Below are 19,164 nucleotides of genomic sequence, written 5' to 3' on the forward strand. Positions count from 1 at the left end.
AGTTGTGAAAGCATGGAACCTATCAAACCAGTTTTTGAAGAAATTACTGAACAGTTAAATTCGATAAGAGAACACATCCAAGTGATTGCTGTCACCAAACAAGTAGGTGTGGAACGCACCAAAGAAGCCATACAGTCGGGGATCCGCCATTTAGGTGAAAACCGTCCTGAAGGATTGGCCCAAAAACTAGAGGCAATCGACGAAGATGTTTGCTGGCATTATATCGGCAATCTTCAAACCCGAAAAGTAAAAGACGTCATCGAAGAGATTGATTACCTGCATTCCCTGGACCGTTTAAGCTTGGCAAAAGAAATTCAAAAACGTGCGACCCGCCAAGTAAAATGTTTTGTACAGGTAAATGTATCGGGTGAAGAGTCAAAGAGTGGAATTGCTCCGGAAGAGGCAATTGAGTTTATACAATCCTTGGAAGCCTTCGACAAAATCCAGGTAGTCGGATTGATGACGATGGCACCGAACACAACGGATGACCAAGTGATTCGTAAAGCATTTAAAGGATTAAAATTACTCCAACTCCAAGTATCAGAGAAACAGTGGGCACATGCTCCATGCACAGAATGCTCCATGGGCATGTCCAATGATTACTTAATCGCTGCAGAAGAAGGGGCAAGTTTCGTCCGGATCGGAACAGCATTAGTCGGGTCGGAAAGTGAGGCAAAACAATGAGCATGAAAAATAAATTTAAAAACTTTTTCTACTTAGATGAATACGAAGAAGAACAAGTTCGTGAACAGCCTGTTCGTGAACAACCAGCAACTCAACAAAAGCCAGCTCCGCGGTATGAAAAACCGGCAGTCATGCAAGAGCCGAAAAAAACACCAAAAGAACGGCGCCAGAAAGTGGAGGAGACCATTGTGCCTAATTTAGTTAGTTTGCAGAGTGCTTCAAAATCTTCAAAAGTCAGCTTGGCAGAACCACGGGTTTATGCAGAAGCGCAGGATATTGCAGAAAGCCTGAAAAGCAAGCAGGCCGTTGTCGTAAATCTTCAGCGTATTGAAAAAGATCAAGGTCTTCGGATCATCGACTTTTTGAGTGGAACAGTTTACGCCCTTGGCGGAGATATTCAACGCATCGGAACTGACATCTTCCTATGTGTACCAGACACTGTTGAAGTGGATGGCGCCATTTCAGGATATTATTACGATGATCAAGAATAAGAGGGGTGCCATAAAATAATATGATAGTTCTTGTAAATTTATTGCTCTCGGCCATTAATATCTATTTTTACATTTTAATCGTCAGCGTCTTTATGAGCTGGGTGCCGAGCATCAAGGAATCAGGATTCGGCCAAATGATTTCTAAAATCACCGATCCCTACTTGGATATTTTCAGGCGTTTTATCCCGCCGATCGGAATGATTGATATTTCGCCGATTGTTGCGATTTTCACGTTAAGCCTGGCTAGCCAGGGGATTGTTGTATTAGCGAATTACTTCATTTAACTCAAAACCTCACGTGATGTGAGGTTTTTTTCTTGAACACATGACCATAGGTAAAGGAGCATCCATATGGAAGAGATATTTCAGCATTTCAGAAAAGAAGAACAGCAATTTATTGAGCAGGTATCAGGCTGGCTGCGTGAAGTGGAAGACCGCTATTCACCGAAATTGACTGATTTTCTGGATCCGCGCCAGCGTTTTATCGTTGAGGCGGTCGTTGGCTCGGGTGATGTGCAGATGATGGCTTCGGGACGCTTTAAAGATGCGGAAAGACAGCGTGTGCTGTTGTATCCTTCCTATTTTGAACCACAGCAGGAGGATTTCAACATCACAGTCTTCGAGTTGAAATACCCTTCGAAGTTCGTGAACCTGCGCCATCCTGATATTCTGGGTTCTTTGATGTCGTTAGGATTGGACCGCAGTAAATTTGGTGACATCCGGATAGAAAATGAGCGCGTACAGCTGGCTGTCATGGATGAAATCAGCCCTTATCTGCAGAGCAATTTCGTCAGTGCGGCTAAAGTGAAGGTGCATTTGAATGAAGTGACCGTTGCTGAAGAGCTGATTGAGACGCATGAGGAATGGTTCGAAGAATCGTACACAGTCAGTTCGATGAGATTGGATACTGTCATGAGCTCGGTCTATAACATTTCACGGCAGAAAGCGTCTGCTTTAATTCATGGGGGAAAAGTGAAGGTCAATTGGACGCTGCAGGAGCAGCCATCTTTTGAACTGCATGAATCGGACATGATTTCTTCAAGAGGCTACGGACGTGTGCGCTTGATCATGATTGAAGGCCGCACGAAAAAAGACAAGGTCCGTCTGCAAGTCGGCCGCCTGGAAGCGAAAAACTAGGCGGCTTTTAAAAAAAACGAAATAATACTGAAATTTTGGGCCGTGGACTGTATAATAGGAAGATAAGATGACAAGTTAAGGAGAGGTTTACTCAATGCCATTATCCCCGTTAGATATACATAACAAAGAATTCAGCCGAGCATTCCGAGGATATCAGGAAGATGAAGTAAATGAATTCCTGGAACAGATCATGAGAGATTATGAAATCCTTTTGAAAGAAAAGGCGGCACTTGAAGATCGTTTGAAAACGACCGACGAGCGTGTGGGCCATTTCAATACAATCGAGTCGACCTTGCAGAAATCGATTTTTGTGGCTCAGGAAGCTTCGGAAGAGGTTCGCCGGAATTCACAGAAAGAAGCGGAATTGATCATCAAGGAAGCTGAGAAAAACGCTGACCGGATCGTCAATGAGTCATTGACGAAAGCACGTCGCATCGCTTCAGAGATCGAAGAATTGAAAAAGCAGTCGCGCATTTTCAAAAACCGATTCAAAATGTTGGTTGAAGCCCAATTGGATTTGATCGATACAGATGATTGGGAAACGTTGTTGGAATACGATATTGATACACAGAACTTAGAGAAGATTGAGAAGGATAAAGAAGAGTCGAACTCTTGACTCTGAGACTTTCTGCTTCTATAATTACGACATACAAAAAAACGCGCTGATAGAGACAGTACGCCATGCAGGAAGGCAAAGCGAACCAGGGACAGTGAAAGCCTGGCACGGATGCATGGAAGAAAATCACTCTTGAGCAGGATTGGTGAACGACAGTATCCAATTCCGTCTACGCCACGTTACGGTGATCGAGTGGCAGCTATTTAGCTGCAACAAGGGTGGTACCGCGAGTCTAAGCTTCTCGTCCCTTTCCAGGGATGGGGGCTTTTTATTATGCCTACAGGAGGAATAGAGATGGAATACAAAGATACCTTATTAATGCCGAAAACAGATTTTCCGATGCGCGGCAATTTGCCGAACCGGGAACCGGAAATGCAAAAGAAATGGGAAGAGATGGACATTTACAAAAAAGTATTGGACCGGACAAAAGGTCGTCCTTTCTTCGTCCTTCATGACGGACCGCCTTATGCGAACGGCGATTTGCATATGGGCCATGCCTTAAACAAAGTTTTGAAAGATATGATCGTCCGTTCCCGTTCAATGATGGGCTTCCATGCACCATATGTTCCAGGCTGGGATACCCACGGCTTGCCGATTGAGCAGGCTCTAACGAATAAAGGTGTAAATCGCAAAGAAATGTCTCTGGCTGAGTTCCGCAAACTCTGTGAAGAATATGCTTACCAGCAAATCGACAGCCAGCGTTCGCAATTCAAACGCATTGGTGTGCGTGGGGATTGGGAAAATCCTTATGTGACATTAAAACCGGCATATGAAGCACGCCAAATTGAAGTATTCGGCAAAATGGCCAATAAAGGCTATATCTATAAAGGCTTGAAACCTGTCTATTGGTCCCCATCAAGTGAATCGTCACTTGCTGAAGCGGAAATCGAGTATCATGACAAAAAATCTCCGTCCATTTATGTCTCTTTCCCTGTCACTGACGGAAAAGGCGTATTGGCTGAAGGCACGAACTTAGTGATCTGGACGACGACTCCTTGGACAATCCCGGCAAACCTTGGGATTTCTGTACATGCCAAATTGGATTATGCAGAAGTTTCCGTAAACGGATCGCTGTACATCATTGCACAGGAACTGTTGAAGGAAGTTGCTGATGAATTGGGCTGGACGGATTATGAAGTTGTCCGTCTGTTGCAGGGGGCTGAGTTGGAGCATATTCTGGCGAAACATCCATTGTATGACCGCACATCGCTAGTGATGCTTGGCGACCACGTAACGACCGATTCCGGTACAGGCTGCGTTCATACAGCTCCTGGACACGGTGAAGATGACTTCTTGATCGGCAAAAAATACGGACTGGATGTTCTGTGTCCAGTGGACGAACGTGGAGTCATGACAGACGAAGCGCCTGGATTCGAAGGTGAATTCTACGACAAAGCCAACAAGTCCATCACAGAAGCATTGGATAATGCAGGAGCTCTTGAAAAACTTTCATTCATCACACACTCGTATCCGCATGATTGGCGGACGAAAAAACCGGTCATTTACCGTGCGACAGCTCAATGGTTTGTTTCGATCGATGCTTTCCGTGATCAGATCCTGAAAGCGATCAAAGAAACGTCCTTCACACCGGCATGGGGCGAAACACGCCTGTTCAACATGCTGCGTGACCGCGGCGATTGGAATATTTCACGCCAGCGCGTGTGGGGCGTTCCGATTCCGGTCTTCTACGCTGAAAACGGTGATCCGGTCATCACAGAAGAAACCATTGCCCACATTGCGGATCTGTTCCGCGAGAACGGATCAAATATCTGGTTTGAACGTCCAGCGGCAGAGTTGTTGCCACCAGGATTCACTCATCCGAGCAGCCCGAACGGCTTGTTCACAAAAGAAATGGACATCATGGATGTCTGGTTCGATTCAGGATCATCTCACCAAGGTGTACTGGTTGAGCGCGAAGATCTGCAATACCCGGCTGACCTTTATCTTGAAGGATCTGATCAATACCGTGGCTGGTTCAACTCATCGTTGACGACAAGCGTAGCCATCAACGGCATCGCACCATATAAAGGCATCCTGAGCCATGGCTTTACGCTTGACGGCAATGGCCGCAAGATGAGTAAATCATTGGGCAACGTCATCGTGCCGGCTAAAGTGATGAATCAAATGGGAGCGGATATCCTGCGTTTATGGGTGGCTTCTGTAGATTACACAGCGGACGTCCGTGTGTCTGACGAGAACTTCAAGCAAGTATCGGAAGTTTACCGCAAAATCCGCAACACGCTGAAATTCCTTCACGGAAACTTGGCTGATTTCAAAGAAAAAGAGCATCGCGTGGCATTTGAAGATATGCGCGAAATGGATCAATACATGGCGATGAAATTGCAGAAGATGGTGGAAACTGTGCGCAAAGCGTATGAAACTTACGAGTTCTCATCCATCTACCATGCATTGAACAACTATTGCGCAAATGACTTGAGCTCTTTCTACTTGGATGTTGCAAAAGACGTTGTTTACATCGAAAGCCAGGATCATCCGCATCGCCGTGCTATGCAGACAGTGATGTTCGATTCACTGATGGCAATCCTTAAGTTGTCAGCACCGATCATCCCGCACACAGCAGATGAATTATGGTCATACTTGAGCTTTGTTGAAGAAGAAAGTGTTCAATTGACCGACTTCCCAGAAGCAGTTTCCAATCCGGCATTTGAAGGCCTGGATGAAAAATGGAGCCGTTTCATGGATGTTCGAGATGATGTGCTGAAAGCACTTGAAGAAGCGCGTGCAGCTAAAACGATCGGTAAATCACTGGAAGCGAAAGTGACAGTTTACGGCAATGAAGAATTGGCCGCATTGCTCGCTTCAACAGACGACAACCTGGCCCAATTGTTCATCGTATCCAAATACGAATACGGTGGTGCACAAGACCAGGCACCGGCTCACGCAGTGAAATTGAACGAAGTTTCGGTAACAGTCGAAAAAGCTGAAGGCGAAAAATGCGAACGCTGCTGGACGATTTCAGAAGAAATTGGCCAAAGTGAAGCGCATCCGGCATTATGCCCGCGCTGTGCAAGTGTCGTAGAAACACAATACGCTTAATTCCAGCAATGGATAAAGCCGATAGTAGAGGTCTGGAAAACCGGAATGCCGGTTTTTCAGACCTTTACTTTTTTTGCTGACATTGTGTTAAAATAGATTGACTGCTGAATTGACGGAGGATACGGATGTTTATTTATTATGGAATCGCATTGTTGATAATTGCATTGGATCAATGGACAAAATGGCTGGTCCTGAAGAATATGGAATTGGGTGAACGGATTTCAGTGATCGACCCTTATCTCGGGTGGCTTTCACACCGCAACCGTGGCGCTGCCTGGGGGATGCTGGAAGGGCAGATGTGGCTGTTTGCAATCATCACGGTAGCGGTCATCATCGGAATTCTATACTATTTTCATAAACATGCAAATGGACAGCCTTTATTCCAGCTGAGCCTGATGGTTCTTTTAGGCGGAGCAGTCGGCAATTTTATTGATCGTATGCTGCGTGGGGAAGTCGTCGATTTTGTTGATGTGCTGATTCCAGTGATCAATTATGATTTTCCGATATTTAATGTTGCGGATGCCGCTTTAACGATCGGTGTCGTATTGATGATCATCTATATTATTTATGACGAAAAACAACAAAAGAAAAAGGTGTCTTAATGGAAGATTTAACGATTGAAATCACAGAAGAAATGGCCGGCGAACGAGTAGATAAAGCCGTGTCATCGATAGATGAAGACTGGTCGCGTTCACAGATCGCGAACTGGGTTAAAGAAGGTGCGGTAAAAGTGAACGGCATTACCGTGAAGCCGAATTACAAAGTGCGTTTGCAGGATGTCATCATCGTCACACCTCCAGAGCTTGAAGAACTGGATGTCGTGCCCGAAGACCTTAACTTGGAAATCGTTTACGAAGACGAGGATGTGCTGGTCGTCAACAAACCGAAAGGCATGGTTGTTCACCCGGCTCCCGGACATGCCAAAGGGACATTGGTCAATGGCCTTATGCATCACTGCACAGACCTTTCAGGAATCAACGGCGTCGTACGCCCAGGAATTGTCCATAGAATCGATAAAGATACATCTGGTTTGCTGATGGTGGCGAAAAATGACGTTGCCCACACCTCATTGGTTGATCAATTGGTGAAAAAAACTGTAACACGCAAATACGTGGCATTGGTCCATGGCCATATTCCGCATGATAAAGGAACAATCCAGGCGCCGATTGCCCGTGATCCGAAAGAACGCCAGAACATGGCAATCGTCGATAAAGGCAAGCATGCCGTGACACATTTCCGTGTCTTAGAGCGTTTCGGCAATTTCACGCTGGTGGAATGCCGCCTGGAAACCGGAAGAACCCATCAAATCCGTGTTCATATGAAGTATATCGGCTATCCGCTTGTGGGCGACCCGAAATACGGACCGAAAAAAACGATGGATATTGGCGGACAAGCATTGCACGCTGAAGTGATCGGATTTGTTCATCCGAAAACGAATGAATACATGGAGTTTTCTGCAGAGCCGCCGGCTGAATTTGCAGAACTTCTTGAAACTCTTCGAGACAAGGATTGACAAACCACACCATCTATATCTATACTTGAAAAAACGAATCGAATATTGAACACCTTTAATAACAGTCCAGAGAGGCTGAGAAGGTATTTACGCAAGCCGGAAGTCTGTCTTCCGTGCTGAATTTTTCTGCGCATCTATCCTCTTGCCTCTCAGGCAAGAGGTTTTTTATTTGCAGAAAAGGAGCGGATCTCATGGTTGAAAAAGCGGATATTTTGGATGAACAGGCGATCAGCCGAGCGATCACACGCATTGCACACGAAATTATCGAGCGGAACAAAGGCATCGATGAATGCATACTGGTCGGCATCAAAACGCGGGGAGCTTTCATTGCGAAGCGGCTGGCAGAAAAGATTGAAAAGATCGAAGGGCGTCCCATAATGGAAGGGGAACTCGATATCACCCTTTACAGAGACGATTTGAGCGTCAAAACGAAAAATCAGGAGCCGCTGGTCCAACAGGTGGACATCAAGCACAGCATTCTCGATAAAAAAGTGATTCTGGTGGACGATGTGCTTTACACAGGGCGGACAGTCCGGGCTGCGATGGACGCAGTTATGGATTTGGGGAGGCCCTCACAAATCCAACTGGCAGTGCTGATTGACCGGGGCCATCGTGAATTGCCGATCCGTGCGGATTTTGTCGGAAAAAACATTCCGACTTCAAGCGATGAACGGATTGTCGTCCAGATGATTGAAAGCGATCAGGTTGACCGGGTAGCCATTCACGAATAAAGAGTTAGAGACAGGGGAGAACGGAAATTGAGCGAAGCCATTTTAGATGTACACGATAAACCGAAAGCCGGGCAATGGATTTCATTAAGCCTGCAGCATATGTTCGCGATGTTCGGCGCGACCATCCTGGTTCCACAGTTGGTCGGCTTGAGCCCGGCCATCGCCTTATTGACAAGCGGCATTGCCACGATCATCTTCATCATCATCACCCAATTCAAAGTGCCGGCCTATCTGGGATCTTCATTCGCCTTTATCGTGCCGATTACCATCGCCACTGAAACCGGCGGAATCGGGTCGGCCATGATCGGTGCCATGTTCGTGTCACTGGTTTACGCCATCGTCGCGCTGATCATCTGGAAAACAGGCTATCAATGGCTGATGAAACTGCTGCCTCCGATTGTGGTGGGGCCGGTCATCATCGTCATCGGACTCGCTTTATCCGGAACAGCGGTGGATATGGCAATGACTATTCCAGTCGGCGACGCTTCGGAATACAGCCTGCTGCATTTCTCAGCAGCGCTCGTCACATTGATGACCGCGATCATCTGCAACATCTACTTCAAGAACATCATTTCCTTGATGCCCATCCTGATCGGCATCATCGTGGGCTACGCCTACTCAGCCGCGATCGGCATCATCGATTACACGGCAATCAGTTCAGCGAAATGGTTCGCGGTGCCGGAATTCCTGATTCCGGGAGTGGATTATTCATTCCAAGTGACACCCACCTTGCTGTTCGTCATGGTCCCGATTGCCATCGTCACGATTTCTGAACATATCGGACATCAGCTGGTTCTCGGCAAAATTGTAGGCCGCAATTACATAAAAGATCCGGGATTGCACCGCTCAATATTGGGCGACGGTATCGGAACGTTCATCTCTTCACTGGTCGGCGGTCCGCCAAAGACGACATACGGTGAAAACATCGGTGTCTTGGCCATCACGAAAGTGTTCTCGGTCTACGTCATCCTCGGAGCTGCCGTATTCGCCATCATCTTTTCTTTCTTCGGCAAGCTAATGGCAGTTATCGAGACGATTCCGACAGCTGTTCTTGGCGGAATTTCCATCCTGCTGTTCGGCATCATCGCTTCTTCCGGATTGCGCATGCTGGTGGACAACAACATCGACTTCGGCAATAACCGAAACTTGGTGATCTCCTCGGTTATCCTGGTCATCGGCATTGGAGGAGCCAAGCTGGAGTTCAGCGAAACCTTCTCGATTGAAGGAATGGCGCTCGCTGCAATCGTCGGCGTAATTCTGAACCTGATACTGCCGGGCCTGAACAAAAACGAATTAGATGACGGAACTGAATAATCACCTTTTAATGAATGTCCAGAGAGGCATGGAAAGGGTTGAAAAATGGGGAGTACTCTGCCCTTTTTTCCTCACACCTTCCTGCCCCTGGGAAGGTGTTTTTTTGTAGGATGGATGAAAGGATGAGAAGACTATGCCGAACTTACTATCCATGAACAACCTGGAAAATGAAACGATCATGCGTTTGCTGGAGCGTGCAGAACAATTCCGGCAGGGAGAAAAGGCTCCAATCGATGGGGCGGTCGTCAATCTGTTTTTTGAACCGAGCACGCGGACGAAGATGAGCTTTGAAATGGCCGAGCATAAAATGGGACTGGCGGTCCTGCCTTTTGAAACAGCTTTTTCCAGCATCTTGAAAGGGGAAACGCTGTACGACACAGTCAAGACGATGGAATCCATCGGCGTGGACGCAGTCATCATTCGCCATGAAGAAGAAGAATATTACCAGCAGCTGGAAGGCTGCCAGGTGGCAGTCATCAATGGAGGAGATGGATCGGGCCAGCATCCGACGCAGTCCTTGCTGGACTTGCTGACGATTTATCAAGAGTTTGGCCGCATCGAAGGCGTACACGTTACGATCGTCGGAGATATCGCACACAGCCGTGTGGCAAAATCGAATGCAGCTGCACTTCAGCAGCTGGGTGCACAGGTCAACTTCATCTGTCCGGCTGAGTGGAGCGGTGAGTACGATTCATCGGAACACCTGGATGACTTTATTGAAAAGACGGATGTCGTGATGATGCTCCGGGTTCAGCATGAGCGCCATGCCGTATCAGCTCTCTTTTCGAAAGATAATTACCATGAGCAGTACGGCTTGACGGCTGAACGAGAGAAAAGAATGAAAGACGGTGCCATCATCATGCATCCGGCGCCCATCAACCGAGGCGTGGAGATTGCAGATTGCCTCGTTGAATGTGAACGTTCACGGATTTTCAAACAGATGGCTAACGGAGTATTTGTCCGGATGGCAGTACTTGAATACGCATTGAAAGGGAGAGATTGAATTGAATTTATTCATTAAAAACGTAAACATGCTGCAAAATGGAGAATTGGCACCAACGAATGTCCGCATCACAGATGGCAAGATTGATGAAATCGGCCAAGAGTTATCAGCGAAAAATGAAACAGAAATTGACGGCAAAGGCCGGATGATCGCACCAGGATTTGTTGATGTCCACGTGCATTTGCGTGAACCGGGCGGTGAGCAGAAAGAAACGATCGAAAGCGGGACGAAGTCAGCAGCTAAAGGCGGATTCACAACCATTTGCGCCATGCCGAATACACGCCCTGTACCCGATACGAAAGAAAATCTGCAGCTGGTCAACGGATTGATCGAGAAAAATGCGCTTATCCGGGTTTTGCCGTACGCTTCCATCACGATCAGGGAAGCCGGAAAAGAACGCACGAACTTGCAGGAACTGAAGGAAAACGGCGCATTCGCTTTCACTGATGACGGTGTCGGCATCCAGCAGGCAGGAATGATGTATGAAACGATGCAGGATGCAGCGAAAATCGATATGGCAGTCGTGGCCCATTGTGAAGACAATAGCCTGATCTACGACGGTGTCATGCACGAAGGCAAGCGCAGTAAAGAGTTGGGGTTAAAAGGCATACCGTCGATTGCAGAATCGGTGCATATCGCACGCGACATCCTTCTTGCGGAAGCAGCAGGCGCACATTATCATGTCTGCCATGTCAGCACGAAAGAATCGGTCCGCGTCATCCGTGATGCCAAACGGGCAGGAGTCCGCGTCACAGCTGAAGTGACACCGCACCACTTGTTGTTGACAGAAGATGACATTCCTTCAGACGACGCGAATTACAAGATGAACCCACCGCTCCGCGCCAAGGAAGATTGGCAGGCATTGCACGAAGGCTTGCTTGACGGGACGCTCGACTTTATTGCGACAGACCATGCACCGCATACAACCGCAGAGAAAACCAATGGCATGAACGGATCGATGTTCGGCATCGTGGGATTTGAAACGGCATTTCCATTGCTCTACAGCAAGTTTGTCAAAACAGGCACATGGACGCTGCAGCAATTGATCGACTGGCTGACCATCAAGCCGAGTGAAACTTTCCAGTTGCCATATGGCAGCATGGAACCCGGACAAACAGCAGACTTGGTACTGCTGGATCTGGAAAAAGAGCAGACGATTCAAGCAGATGCCTTTTTATCAAAAGGCAGAAATACACCATTTGACGGCTGGAGTTGTACAGGCTGGCCGGTAATGACCATTTTTGGCGGAGAAATCGTATGGCAGGAGGAGACAAATTGATGAAACGTTATTTGATCTTAGAAGACGGTACGGTATTTGAAGGAACAGCATTTGGAGGCGAGGGCGCTTCAGTAGGGGAAATCGTTTTTAATACCAGCATGACCGGCTATCAGGAAATCTTGTCAGATCCTTCTTACTGTGGACAAATCGTCACTATGACTTACCCGCTGATCGGCAACTACGGCATCAACAGCGATGATTTCGAATCGATCGAACCAGCAGTCAAAGGAATGGTTGTCCGTGAAATCGCTGAGTTCCCATCCAATTTCAGAAACAACGCAACGCTGGACGAATTGTTCAAAATCAAAGACATTCCGGGGATTTCCGGGATTGATACGCGGAAATTGACGCGCCTGATCCGCTCGAAAGGTTCCACCAAAGGCGTGTTGACTGCAGCAGGGGAAGACGTTCAAGTTGAAGAAGTGGTCAAGACCCTTCAAGCGACCGTTTTGCCGAGCAATCAAGTGTCGCAAGTTTCAACAGTCCGCCCTTATCCAAGCCCGGGACGCGGCAAACGCGTGGTGCTGATCGATTATGGCATGAAGCACGGCATCCTGCGTGAGCTTAACAACCGTGACTGCGATGTCATCGTCGTGCCGTACAATACTTCCTCAAAAGAAATTCTGGCATGGGGACCGGACGGTGTCATGCTGTCGAATGGCCCTGGAGATCCAAAAGACGTGGAGGAATGCGTAGAAGTGGTCCGCGAGCTGCTTGGAGAAGTTCCGATTTTCGGCATTTGCCTGGGCCATCAATTGTTCGCTAGAGCCTGCGGAGCGGATACATTCAAATTGAAGTTCGGCCATCGCGGAGGCAACCATCCGGTACGCGATCTGGTCACCGGTAAAATTGAAATCACTTCCCAAAACCATGGCTACGCTGTAGATGAAGAGACGCTTCAAGGCACCCGGTTGAAAGTGACGCACAGCGCATTGAACGACGGAACGAATGAAGGACTGGCACATCTGGATTATCCTGCATTCACTGTCCAGTACCATCCGGAATCCTCACCGGGACCGGAAGACTCGAACTACTTATTCGACCGCTTTATTGATGTTATGAACGCAACTCGAAAGGAGCAACAACATGCCTAAAAGACAAGATATTCAAAGTATACTCGTAATCGGATCCGGACCAATCGTCATCGGACAAGCAGCAGAGTTCGACTATGCAGGAACGCAAGCCTGCCTGGCTCTAAAAGAAGAAGGCTATCGCGTCATCCTGATCAACTCGAATCCGGCGACCATCATGACGGATACCGAAATTGCAGATAAAGTCTATATCGAACCGATCACTTTGGAGTTCGTCAGCCGCATTCTGCGCAAAGAGCGGCCTGATGCCTTGCTTCCGACACTTGGTGGCCAGACTGGGCTGAACATGGCGATTGAGCTCGACGAGTCAGGAATTTTGGACGAATTGAATATTGAAATCTTGGGCACTAAGCTTGAAGCGATCCATAAAGCGGAAGACCGTGATTTGTTCAGAACCTTGATGAACGAGCTCGGAGAACCGGTGCCGGATTCCGACATCATCCACAACATGGCAGAAGCCGAAAACTTTGTCGCACGTGTCGGTTATCCGGTCATCGTCCGTCCGGCCTTCACGTTAGGCGGAACGGGTGGAGGCATTTGCCACGATTATGAACAGCTCCAGGAAATCGTCGCCAGTGGTTTGAAATACAGCCCGGTTACACAATGCTTGCTGGAAAAATCAATCGCCGGCTTCAAGGAAATCGAATACGAAGTGATGCGCGATAAAAACGATACGGCGATAGTTGTCTGCAACATGGAGAACATCGATCCGGTCGGCATCCATACTGGCGATTCGATTGTCGTGGCACCAAGCCAGACCTTATCGGACCGTGAATACCAGATGCTGCGCAACGTGTCGCTGAAGATCATCCGCGCATTGAAAATCGAAGGCGGCTGCAACGTGCAGCTGGCACTCGATCCATTCAGCTTTAATTACTACATCATCGAAGTAAACCCGCGTGTCAGCCGGTCTTCAGCTCTGGCTTCAAAAGCGACCGGTTACCCGATCGCCAAACTGGCTGCCAAAATCGCAGTCGGCCTGACCTTGGATGAAATGATGAACCCAGTCACGGGCCGGACCTATGCTGCATTCGAACCTGCACTGGATTACGTCGTAACAAAGATTCCGCGCTGGCCTTTCGATAAGTTCGAAGCAGCAAAACGCAATCTGGGTACACAGATGAAAGCGACAGGCGAAGTGATGGCGATGGGCCGTACTTTTGAAGAATCCATCTTGAAAGCGGTCCGGTCATTGGAGACAGGACAATTCCATCTGGAGCTGAAAAATGCGGATGCCATGAGCGATGAGTGGATACAAAAACGCATCTGCCGTGCGGGAGATGAGCGTTTGTTCTTTATCGGAGAAGCGCTGCGCCGAGGCGTGACAATTGAAACCATCAATGAATGGAGCCAAATCGATCTATTCTTCTTGAAAAAGTTCGAGAACATCGTCAAATACGAAGATGTGCTGAAAAACGCCGCTTTCGACTACGATACTGCCAAGCGTGCGAAACGCCTTGGCTTTGCTGACCGGACAATCGCCAAACTATGGAATACGACGGAACAGCAAGTGTACAACTGGCGCAAAGAAAATAACTTAATGCCGGTCTATAAAATGGTCGATACATGCGCGGCAGAGTTCGAATCCGAAACGCCTTATTTCTACGGCACGTATGAAGATGAAAACGAATCAGTGAAAACGGAAAAAGAATCGGTCATTGTTCTCGGTTCAGGACCGATCCGCATCGGACAAGGAGTCGAATTCGACTACGCAACCGTGCATTCTGTCTGGGCAATTAAAGAAGCAGGCTATGAAGCGATCATCGTCAACAACAACCCGGAAACCGTTTCAACGGATTTCTCGATTTCAGACAAACTCTATTTCGAACCGTTGACGATCGAAGATGTCATGCACATCGTCGACTTGGAGCAGCCGAAAGGCGTCGTCGTCCAATTCGGCGGACAGACAGCCATCAACTTGGCCGAGAAGCTGGAACAGAATGGTGTTACCATTTTGGGTACATCACTGGAAGATACAGACCGTGCAGAAAACCGCAATAAATTCGAAGCGGCCCTTCACGAAATCGGCATTCCACAGCCATTAGGCAAAACGGCTGTCAACGCAGAAGAAGCAATCATCATTGCAGCAGACATCGGCTATCCGGTCTTGGTCCGCCCATCTTATGTACTCGGCGGACGCGCAATGGAAATCGTCTACAACGAGGAAGACCTGAAGCATTATATGGAACATGCCGTAGAAGCAAGCCCGGAACATCCGGTCTTGGTCGACCGTTACCTGACAGGCATTGAAATCGAAGTGGATGCCATCTCGGACGGAGAAAACGTCTTGATTCCTGGCATCATGGAGCATATCGAACGCGCAGGCGTCCATTCGGGCGACTCGATTGCGGTTTATCCAACGCAAAATATTTCAGCGGAATTATTGGATACGCTGGTCGACTATACGACGCGCCTTGCAAAAGGGCTGAACATCGTCGGGTTGCTGAATATTCAATACGTCATTTCCAAAGGTGAAGTGTACGTCATCGAAGTCAACCCGCGCTCAAGCCGGACGGTTCCGTTCATGAGCAAAATCACATCGATCCCGATGGCCAATATCGCGACAAAAGCGATTTTAGGGCAAAGCATCGTCGACCAAGGCTTTACGCCTGGGCTTGCACCGATTTCAAAAGGCGTCTTCGTCAAAGTCCCTGTCTTCTCATTTGCGAAGCTTCGCCGTGTCGACATCACGCTGGGGCCGGAAATGAAATCGACAGGAGAAGTCATGGGCAAAGACACGACACTTGAAAAAGCGTTGTACAAAGGATTGGCAGCAGCTGGTATGGAAGTCAAAGACCATGGCACTGTGCTCTTGACGGTGGCAGATAAAGACAAAGAAGAAGCGGTTGGTTTGGCAAAACGATTTAAAGCGATCGGCTACCAGATCATGGCGACCGGCGGCACAGCGAAAGCTTTCGAAGAAGCGGGCATTGTTGTTGCGCCGATCGGAAAAATCGGATCAGAAGGCAAGACCTTACTGGACGTCATCCAAAACGGCGATACGCAAATTGTCATCAACACGTTGACAAAAGGCAAACAGCCCCAGCGTGACGGTTTCCGCATCCGCCGCGAATCTGTCGAAAACGGCATTCCGTGCCTGACTTCACTGGATACAGCCGAAGCGATGCTGCGTGTCATCGAATCAATGACTTTCTCAGCGGAGGAAATGGGTGCCAGCGTATGATCAAACAAGAGCGCATGAAGGTCATCAAACAGCAGGAAATCGCCAAGCATATCTTTGAATTGACAGTACAGGGCGAGCTGGCCAATGAAATGGCCGAGCCCGGACAATTTGTCCATATCCGTGTAGCAGACAGCTTTGAACCGCTGCTGCGCCGGCCGATTTCTGTGGCGTCGATTGATTTGGAAGCTTCCCAATTCACCATGATTTACCGGGCTGAAGGCCGCGGCACAGGATTGCTTTCAGAAAAGAAACCGGGTGATCTATTGGATGTCCTCGGGCCTCTTGGCCACGGATTTCCAGTGGAAGAAGCACAGAAAAAAGCATATTTGGTTGGCGGGGGCATCGGTGTGCCTCCTTTATACGAACTCGCCAAGCAATTAAATGAACGGGGCATTGAAACTGTCCATATTCTCGGATTCGAAAGCAAGCAGGCTGTGTTTTACGAAGACAAGTTCCGAGAACTTGGCGACACGCATATTGCTACAGTCGACGGCTCTCATGGCACCCAAGGGTTTGTTACGCATATTCTCAATGAACTCCCAAGTGATTTTGATACGTATTACAGCTGCGGACCGACGGCAATGTTAGAAGCGGTGCAATGGGCGTATCCGCAGAAAAAAGGCTTCCTGTCTTATGAACAGCGGATGGGCTGCGGCATCGGGGCATGTTTTGCCTGCGTTTGCCGCACAACGAAAAGCGAAACGGATTACATCAAAGTATGTTCAGATGGACCGGTATTTCCAGCAGGAGTGGTGATTTCATGACAGACTTAACAGTTGAACTTCCAGGACTCGATTTAAAAAATCCGATCATGCCGGCATCCGGCTGCTTCGGATTCGGCAAAGAATATGCGCAATTGTACGACTTGTCTCAGCTTGGCGCCATCATGATCAAAGCGACGACAGTTGAAACGCGGCTGGGAAATCCGACGCCGCGGGTTGCGGAAACGGCATCCGGTATGTTGAATGCCATCGGACTGCAAAATCCCGGACTTGAAAAAGTAGCGGGCCAGGAACTGCCTTGGCTAGAACAATACGATGTGCCGATCATCGCGAACGTGGCTGGCACGACGACTGAAGATTATGTGGAAGTCGCGAAAGCCATTTCACAGGCGCCGAATGTCCATGCACTGGAAATCAATATTTCCTGCCCGAACGTCAAACTCGGCGGCATCACTTTTGGAACAGACCCGGATGTAGCCCGCGAACTGACGCGTGCAGTGAAAGAAGTTTCTTCCGTGCCTGTCTATATCAAATTATCGCCGAATGTCACGGATATCGTGTCGATCGCCAAAGCGGTCGAAGAAGGTGGAGCGGATGGCATCACCATGATCAATACCTTGCTCGGCATGCGCATGGACACCAAAACGGGACGCCCGATCATCGCCAACATCACGGGTGGCTTATCGGGTCCTGCCATCAAGCCGGTAGCGCTGCGGATGGTCTACGAAGTCAGCAAGCATACCAAGCTGCCGATCATCGGCATGGGAGGCGTCACCAATGTGGATGATGTCATCGACTTCTTGTCGGCTGGTGCCAGTGCAGTGGCTGTAGGAACAGCCAACTTCGTCAATCCTTTTGTGTGTCCCGAAATCATCGGGCAGTTGCCGGAACGCTTGCATGAACTTGGATTTGATTCAGTAAAAGAACTTGTCGGAAGGAGCCACCGTCTGTGAATAAACCCATCATCGCTTTAGACTTTGCATCGAAGGAACAAGTAGAGGAACTGCTGTCGCAGTTTTCCGAGCCGCTTTTTGTGAAAGTGGGCATGGAGCTTTATTTCCAGGAAGGACCGGATCTCATTCGTTACATCAAGTCACAGGGCCATGACATTTTTCTGGACCTGAAACTGCACGATATTCCGAATACCGTGGAATCCGCTATGCGGGGCTTGGCCAAACTGGGTGTGGACATGGTCAATGTCCATGCAGCAGGTGGGCTGGAAATGATGAAGGCAGCGAAACGCGGATTAGCAGGCAGCAGCACAAAACTCATTGCCGTCACGCAATTGACTTCGACGAGCGAAGAAGAGATGCATGAAGATCAGCTTGTCTATGTCAGTCTCGAAGAATCGGTGCTGCATTATGCAAAGCGGGCGCTGCAGGCAGAATTGGATGGAGTGGTTTGTTCTGCACTTGAAGCAGAAGCCATTACAAAAGTCTGCGGCCCGGATTTCCTCCTGGTGACACCGGGAATACGGCCGGCATCGGTTTCAGCCGATGATCAAAAACGGGTGGCGACACCTGCTGAGGCTCGTATAAAAGGCTCTACTCACATTGTGGTGGGAAGAGCCATCACGAAGTCGGAAAATCCGGCGAAAAGCTATGGACAAATTGCAGCAGAATGGAGTGGACGATCTTGAAAAACGAAATTGCAAACCATTTATTATCCATCGGAGCGGTTGAATTGCGTCCGCAAGATCCTTTTACATGGGCATCAGGCGTTAAATCACCGATTTATTGTGACAACCGTTTGACCATGTCATACCCAGCTGTGCGCAAAGATATTGCGGCTGGATTAGCGGAGACCATCAAACAGTATTATCCGGAATGCCAAGTGGTTGCCGGAACAGCGACAGCGGGCATTCCACATGCAGCCTGGGTCAGCGATCTGCTTGAACTTCCGATGGTTTATGTCCGTTCTAAAGCAAAAGAGCATGGCCAAACGAACATGATCGAAGGCAAAGTCGAACCCGGACAAAAAGTGGTGGTTGTGGAAGATCTCATCTCCAAAGGCGGTTCAGTACTTCAGGCAGCGCAGGCATTGGAAGCAGCAGGCTTTGAAGTGCTTGGCATCGTGGCCATCTTCACTTATGATTTGCCGCAGTCAATCGAAGCAATCACCGGCGCAGGCTATACGTTCCATACGCTGACGGATTTCTCTGCACTGGTCGAACAGGCGTTAAATACAGGCGCCATTCGCGAAGAAGACATGCCGATGCTTGCCGATTGGCACGAGAAATTAAAAACAGGCACATTATAGAGTCGGCCATTTGGCCGGCTTTTTCTATTACTCTCTATAAAGAGGTTGACAAGAAAGAATTGATTGAATACAATGAAAACAACT

18 protein-coding genes and 1 other annotated feature are annotated in these 19,164 nt (G+C 48.4%); all 18 genes read left to right on the top strand.

Features of this window, described 5'->3' with window-relative positions; all coding sequences use genetic code 11:
• The first annotated feature begins 12 nt into the window (after positions 1-12).
• The 18 genes from IRE19_RS03845 (at position 13) to pyrE (ending at position 19,080) form a co-directional block, all read left to right on the top strand.
• Entirely contained in the window at positions 13-684 is a 672-nt protein-coding gene (locus IRE19_RS03845; RefSeq protein ID WP_203339399.1) for a YggS family pyridoxal phosphate-dependent enzyme, read from the top strand.
• Positions 681-1,175, top strand: a complete 495-nt coding sequence (locus IRE19_RS03850) for a cell division protein SepF (RefSeq protein WP_191714001.1) — start codon at positions 681-683, stop codon at positions 1,173-1,175. Before IRE19_RS03845 ends, IRE19_RS03850 begins: the two co-directional genes overlap by 4 nt.
• Positions 1,176-1,195: 20 nt before the next feature.
• Complete coding sequence (locus IRE19_RS03855; protein ID WP_191714002.1) at positions 1,196-1,459, top strand: YggT family protein; 264 nt, start codon at positions 1,196-1,198, stop codon at positions 1,457-1,459.
• A gap of 66 nt (positions 1,460-1,525) precedes the next feature.
• Entirely contained in the window at positions 1,526-2,311 is a 786-nt protein-coding gene (locus IRE19_RS03860; RefSeq protein ID WP_203339400.1) for a YlmH family RNA-binding protein, read from the top strand.
• Positions 2,312-2,405: 94 nt separating this feature from the next.
• Positions 2,406-2,927: a DivIVA domain-containing protein gene (locus tag IRE19_RS03865; RefSeq protein ID WP_191714004.1), complete on the top strand. Its 522-nt coding sequence runs from the start codon at positions 2,406-2,408 to the stop codon at positions 2,925-2,927.
• A gap of 37 nt (positions 2,928-2,964) precedes the next feature.
• Positions 2,965-3,179: a binding site (T-box leader), on the top strand.
• Positions 3,180-3,221: 42 nt separating this feature from the next.
• Positions 3,222-5,984, top strand: a complete 2,763-nt coding sequence (ileS, locus tag IRE19_RS03870) for an isoleucine--tRNA ligase (RefSeq protein ID WP_203339401.1) — start codon at positions 3,222-3,224, stop codon at positions 5,982-5,984.
• A gap of 125 nt (positions 5,985-6,109) precedes the next feature.
• Positions 6,110-6,586: a signal peptidase II gene (gene lspA, locus IRE19_RS03875; protein WP_191714006.1), complete on the top strand. Its 477-nt coding sequence runs from the start codon at positions 6,110-6,112 to the stop codon at positions 6,584-6,586.
• Positions 6,586-7,497: an RluA family pseudouridine synthase gene (locus tag IRE19_RS03880; RefSeq protein ID WP_203339402.1), complete on the top strand. Its 912-nt coding sequence runs from the start codon at positions 6,586-6,588 to the stop codon at positions 7,495-7,497. The genes lspA and IRE19_RS03880 overlap by 1 nt, the downstream gene beginning before the upstream one ends.
• Positions 7,498-7,688: 191 nt before the next feature.
• Positions 7,689-8,228 (top strand): bifunctional pyr operon transcriptional regulator/uracil phosphoribosyltransferase PyrR, encoded by a 540-nt coding sequence (pyrR, locus tag IRE19_RS03885; protein ID WP_191714008.1) that lies wholly within the window; start codon positions 7,689-7,691, stop codon positions 8,226-8,228.
• A gap of 27 nt (positions 8,229-8,255) precedes the next feature.
• Positions 8,256-9,542, top strand: coding sequence for a solute carrier family 23 protein (locus IRE19_RS03890; RefSeq protein ID WP_203339403.1), 1,287 nt, complete (start codon positions 8,256-8,258; stop codon positions 9,540-9,542).
• A gap of 133 nt (positions 9,543-9,675) precedes the next feature.
• Complete coding sequence (locus tag IRE19_RS03895) at positions 9,676-10,545, top strand: aspartate carbamoyltransferase catalytic subunit (protein ID WP_203339404.1); 870 nt, start codon at positions 9,676-9,678, stop codon at positions 10,543-10,545.
• A 1-nt stretch (position 10,546) separates the two neighbouring features.
• Complete coding sequence (pyrC, locus tag IRE19_RS03900; RefSeq protein WP_203339405.1) at positions 10,547-11,824, top strand: dihydroorotase; 1,278 nt, start codon at positions 10,547-10,549, stop codon at positions 11,822-11,824.
• Positions 11,821-12,918 carry a carbamoyl phosphate synthase small subunit gene (locus IRE19_RS03905; protein ID WP_203339406.1) on the top strand — a complete coding sequence of 366 codons (1,098 nt, stop codon included), beginning with the start codon at positions 11,821-11,823 and terminating at the stop codon, positions 12,916-12,918. The genes pyrC and IRE19_RS03905 overlap by 4 nt, the downstream gene beginning before the upstream one ends.
• Positions 12,911-16,099: a carbamoyl-phosphate synthase large subunit gene (gene carB / locus IRE19_RS03910; protein ID WP_203339407.1), complete on the top strand. Its 3,189-nt coding sequence runs from the start codon at positions 12,911-12,913 to the stop codon at positions 16,097-16,099. The genes IRE19_RS03905 and carB overlap by 8 nt, the downstream gene beginning before the upstream one ends.
• Complete coding sequence (locus IRE19_RS03915) at positions 16,096-16,863, top strand: dihydroorotate dehydrogenase electron transfer subunit (protein ID WP_203339408.1); 768 nt, start codon at positions 16,096-16,098, stop codon at positions 16,861-16,863. The genes carB and IRE19_RS03915 overlap by 4 nt, the downstream gene beginning before the upstream one ends.
• A complete protein-coding gene (locus IRE19_RS03920; protein ID WP_203339409.1) occupies positions 16,860-17,774 on the top strand; it encodes a dihydroorotate dehydrogenase in 915 nt (304 codons plus the stop codon). The genes IRE19_RS03915 and IRE19_RS03920 overlap by 4 nt, the downstream gene beginning before the upstream one ends.
• On the top strand, positions 17,771-18,460 hold the full coding sequence (pyrF, locus tag IRE19_RS03925; protein ID WP_203339410.1) for an orotidine-5'-phosphate decarboxylase: 690 nt from the start codon (positions 17,771-17,773) through the stop codon (positions 18,458-18,460). Before IRE19_RS03920 ends, pyrF begins: the two co-directional genes overlap by 4 nt.
• On the top strand, positions 18,457-19,080 hold the full coding sequence (pyrE, locus tag IRE19_RS03930) for an orotate phosphoribosyltransferase (RefSeq protein WP_225218326.1): 624 nt from the start codon (positions 18,457-18,459) through the stop codon (positions 19,078-19,080). Before pyrF ends, pyrE begins: the two co-directional genes overlap by 4 nt.
• The last annotated feature ends 84 nt before the right edge of the window (positions 19,081-19,164 follow it).

It is taken from the genome of Planococcus beijingensis, from assembly GCF_016820615.1.
GTDB lineage: Bacteria > Bacillota > Bacilli > Bacillales_A > Planococcaceae > Planococcus > Planococcus notacanthi.

Excerpts from the sequence above, each read along its gene's own strand:
- IRE19_RS03845 (WP_203339399.1), top strand. The coding sequence starts at position 13 with ATGGAACCTATCAAACCAGTTTTTGAAGAAATTACTGAACAGTTAAAT.
- IRE19_RS03850 (WP_191714001.1), top strand. The coding sequence starts at position 681 with ATGAGCATGAAAAATAAATTTAAAAACTTTTTCTACTTAGATGAATAC.
- IRE19_RS03855 (WP_191714002.1), top strand. The coding sequence starts at position 1,196 with ATGATAGTTCTTGTAAATTTATTGCTCTCGGCCATTAATATCTATTTT.
- IRE19_RS03860 (WP_203339400.1), top strand. The coding sequence starts at position 1,526 with ATGGAAGAGATATTTCAGCATTTCAGAAAAGAAGAACAGCAATTTATT.
- IRE19_RS03865 (WP_191714004.1), top strand. The coding sequence starts at position 2,406 with ATGCCATTATCCCCGTTAGATATACATAACAAAGAATTCAGCCGAGCA.
- ileS (WP_203339401.1), top strand. The coding sequence starts at position 3,222 with ATGGAATACAAAGATACCTTATTAATGCCGAAAACAGATTTTCCGATG.
- lspA (WP_191714006.1), top strand. The coding sequence starts at position 6,110 with ATGTTTATTTATTATGGAATCGCATTGTTGATAATTGCATTGGATCAA.
- IRE19_RS03880 (WP_203339402.1), top strand. The coding sequence starts at position 6,586 with ATGGAAGATTTAACGATTGAAATCACAGAAGAAATGGCCGGCGAACGA.
- pyrR (WP_191714008.1), top strand. The coding sequence starts at position 7,689 with ATGGTTGAAAAAGCGGATATTTTGGATGAACAGGCGATCAGCCGAGCG.
- IRE19_RS03895 (WP_203339404.1), top strand. The coding sequence starts at position 9,676 with ATGCCGAACTTACTATCCATGAACAACCTGGAAAATGAAACGATCATG.
- carB (WP_203339407.1), top strand. The coding sequence starts at position 12,911 with ATGCCTAAAAGACAAGATATTCAAAGTATACTCGTAATCGGATCCGGA.
- IRE19_RS03915 (WP_203339408.1), top strand. The coding sequence starts at position 16,096 with ATGATCAAACAAGAGCGCATGAAGGTCATCAAACAGCAGGAAATCGCC.
- IRE19_RS03920 (WP_203339409.1), top strand. The coding sequence starts at position 16,860 with ATGACAGACTTAACAGTTGAACTTCCAGGACTCGATTTAAAAAATCCG.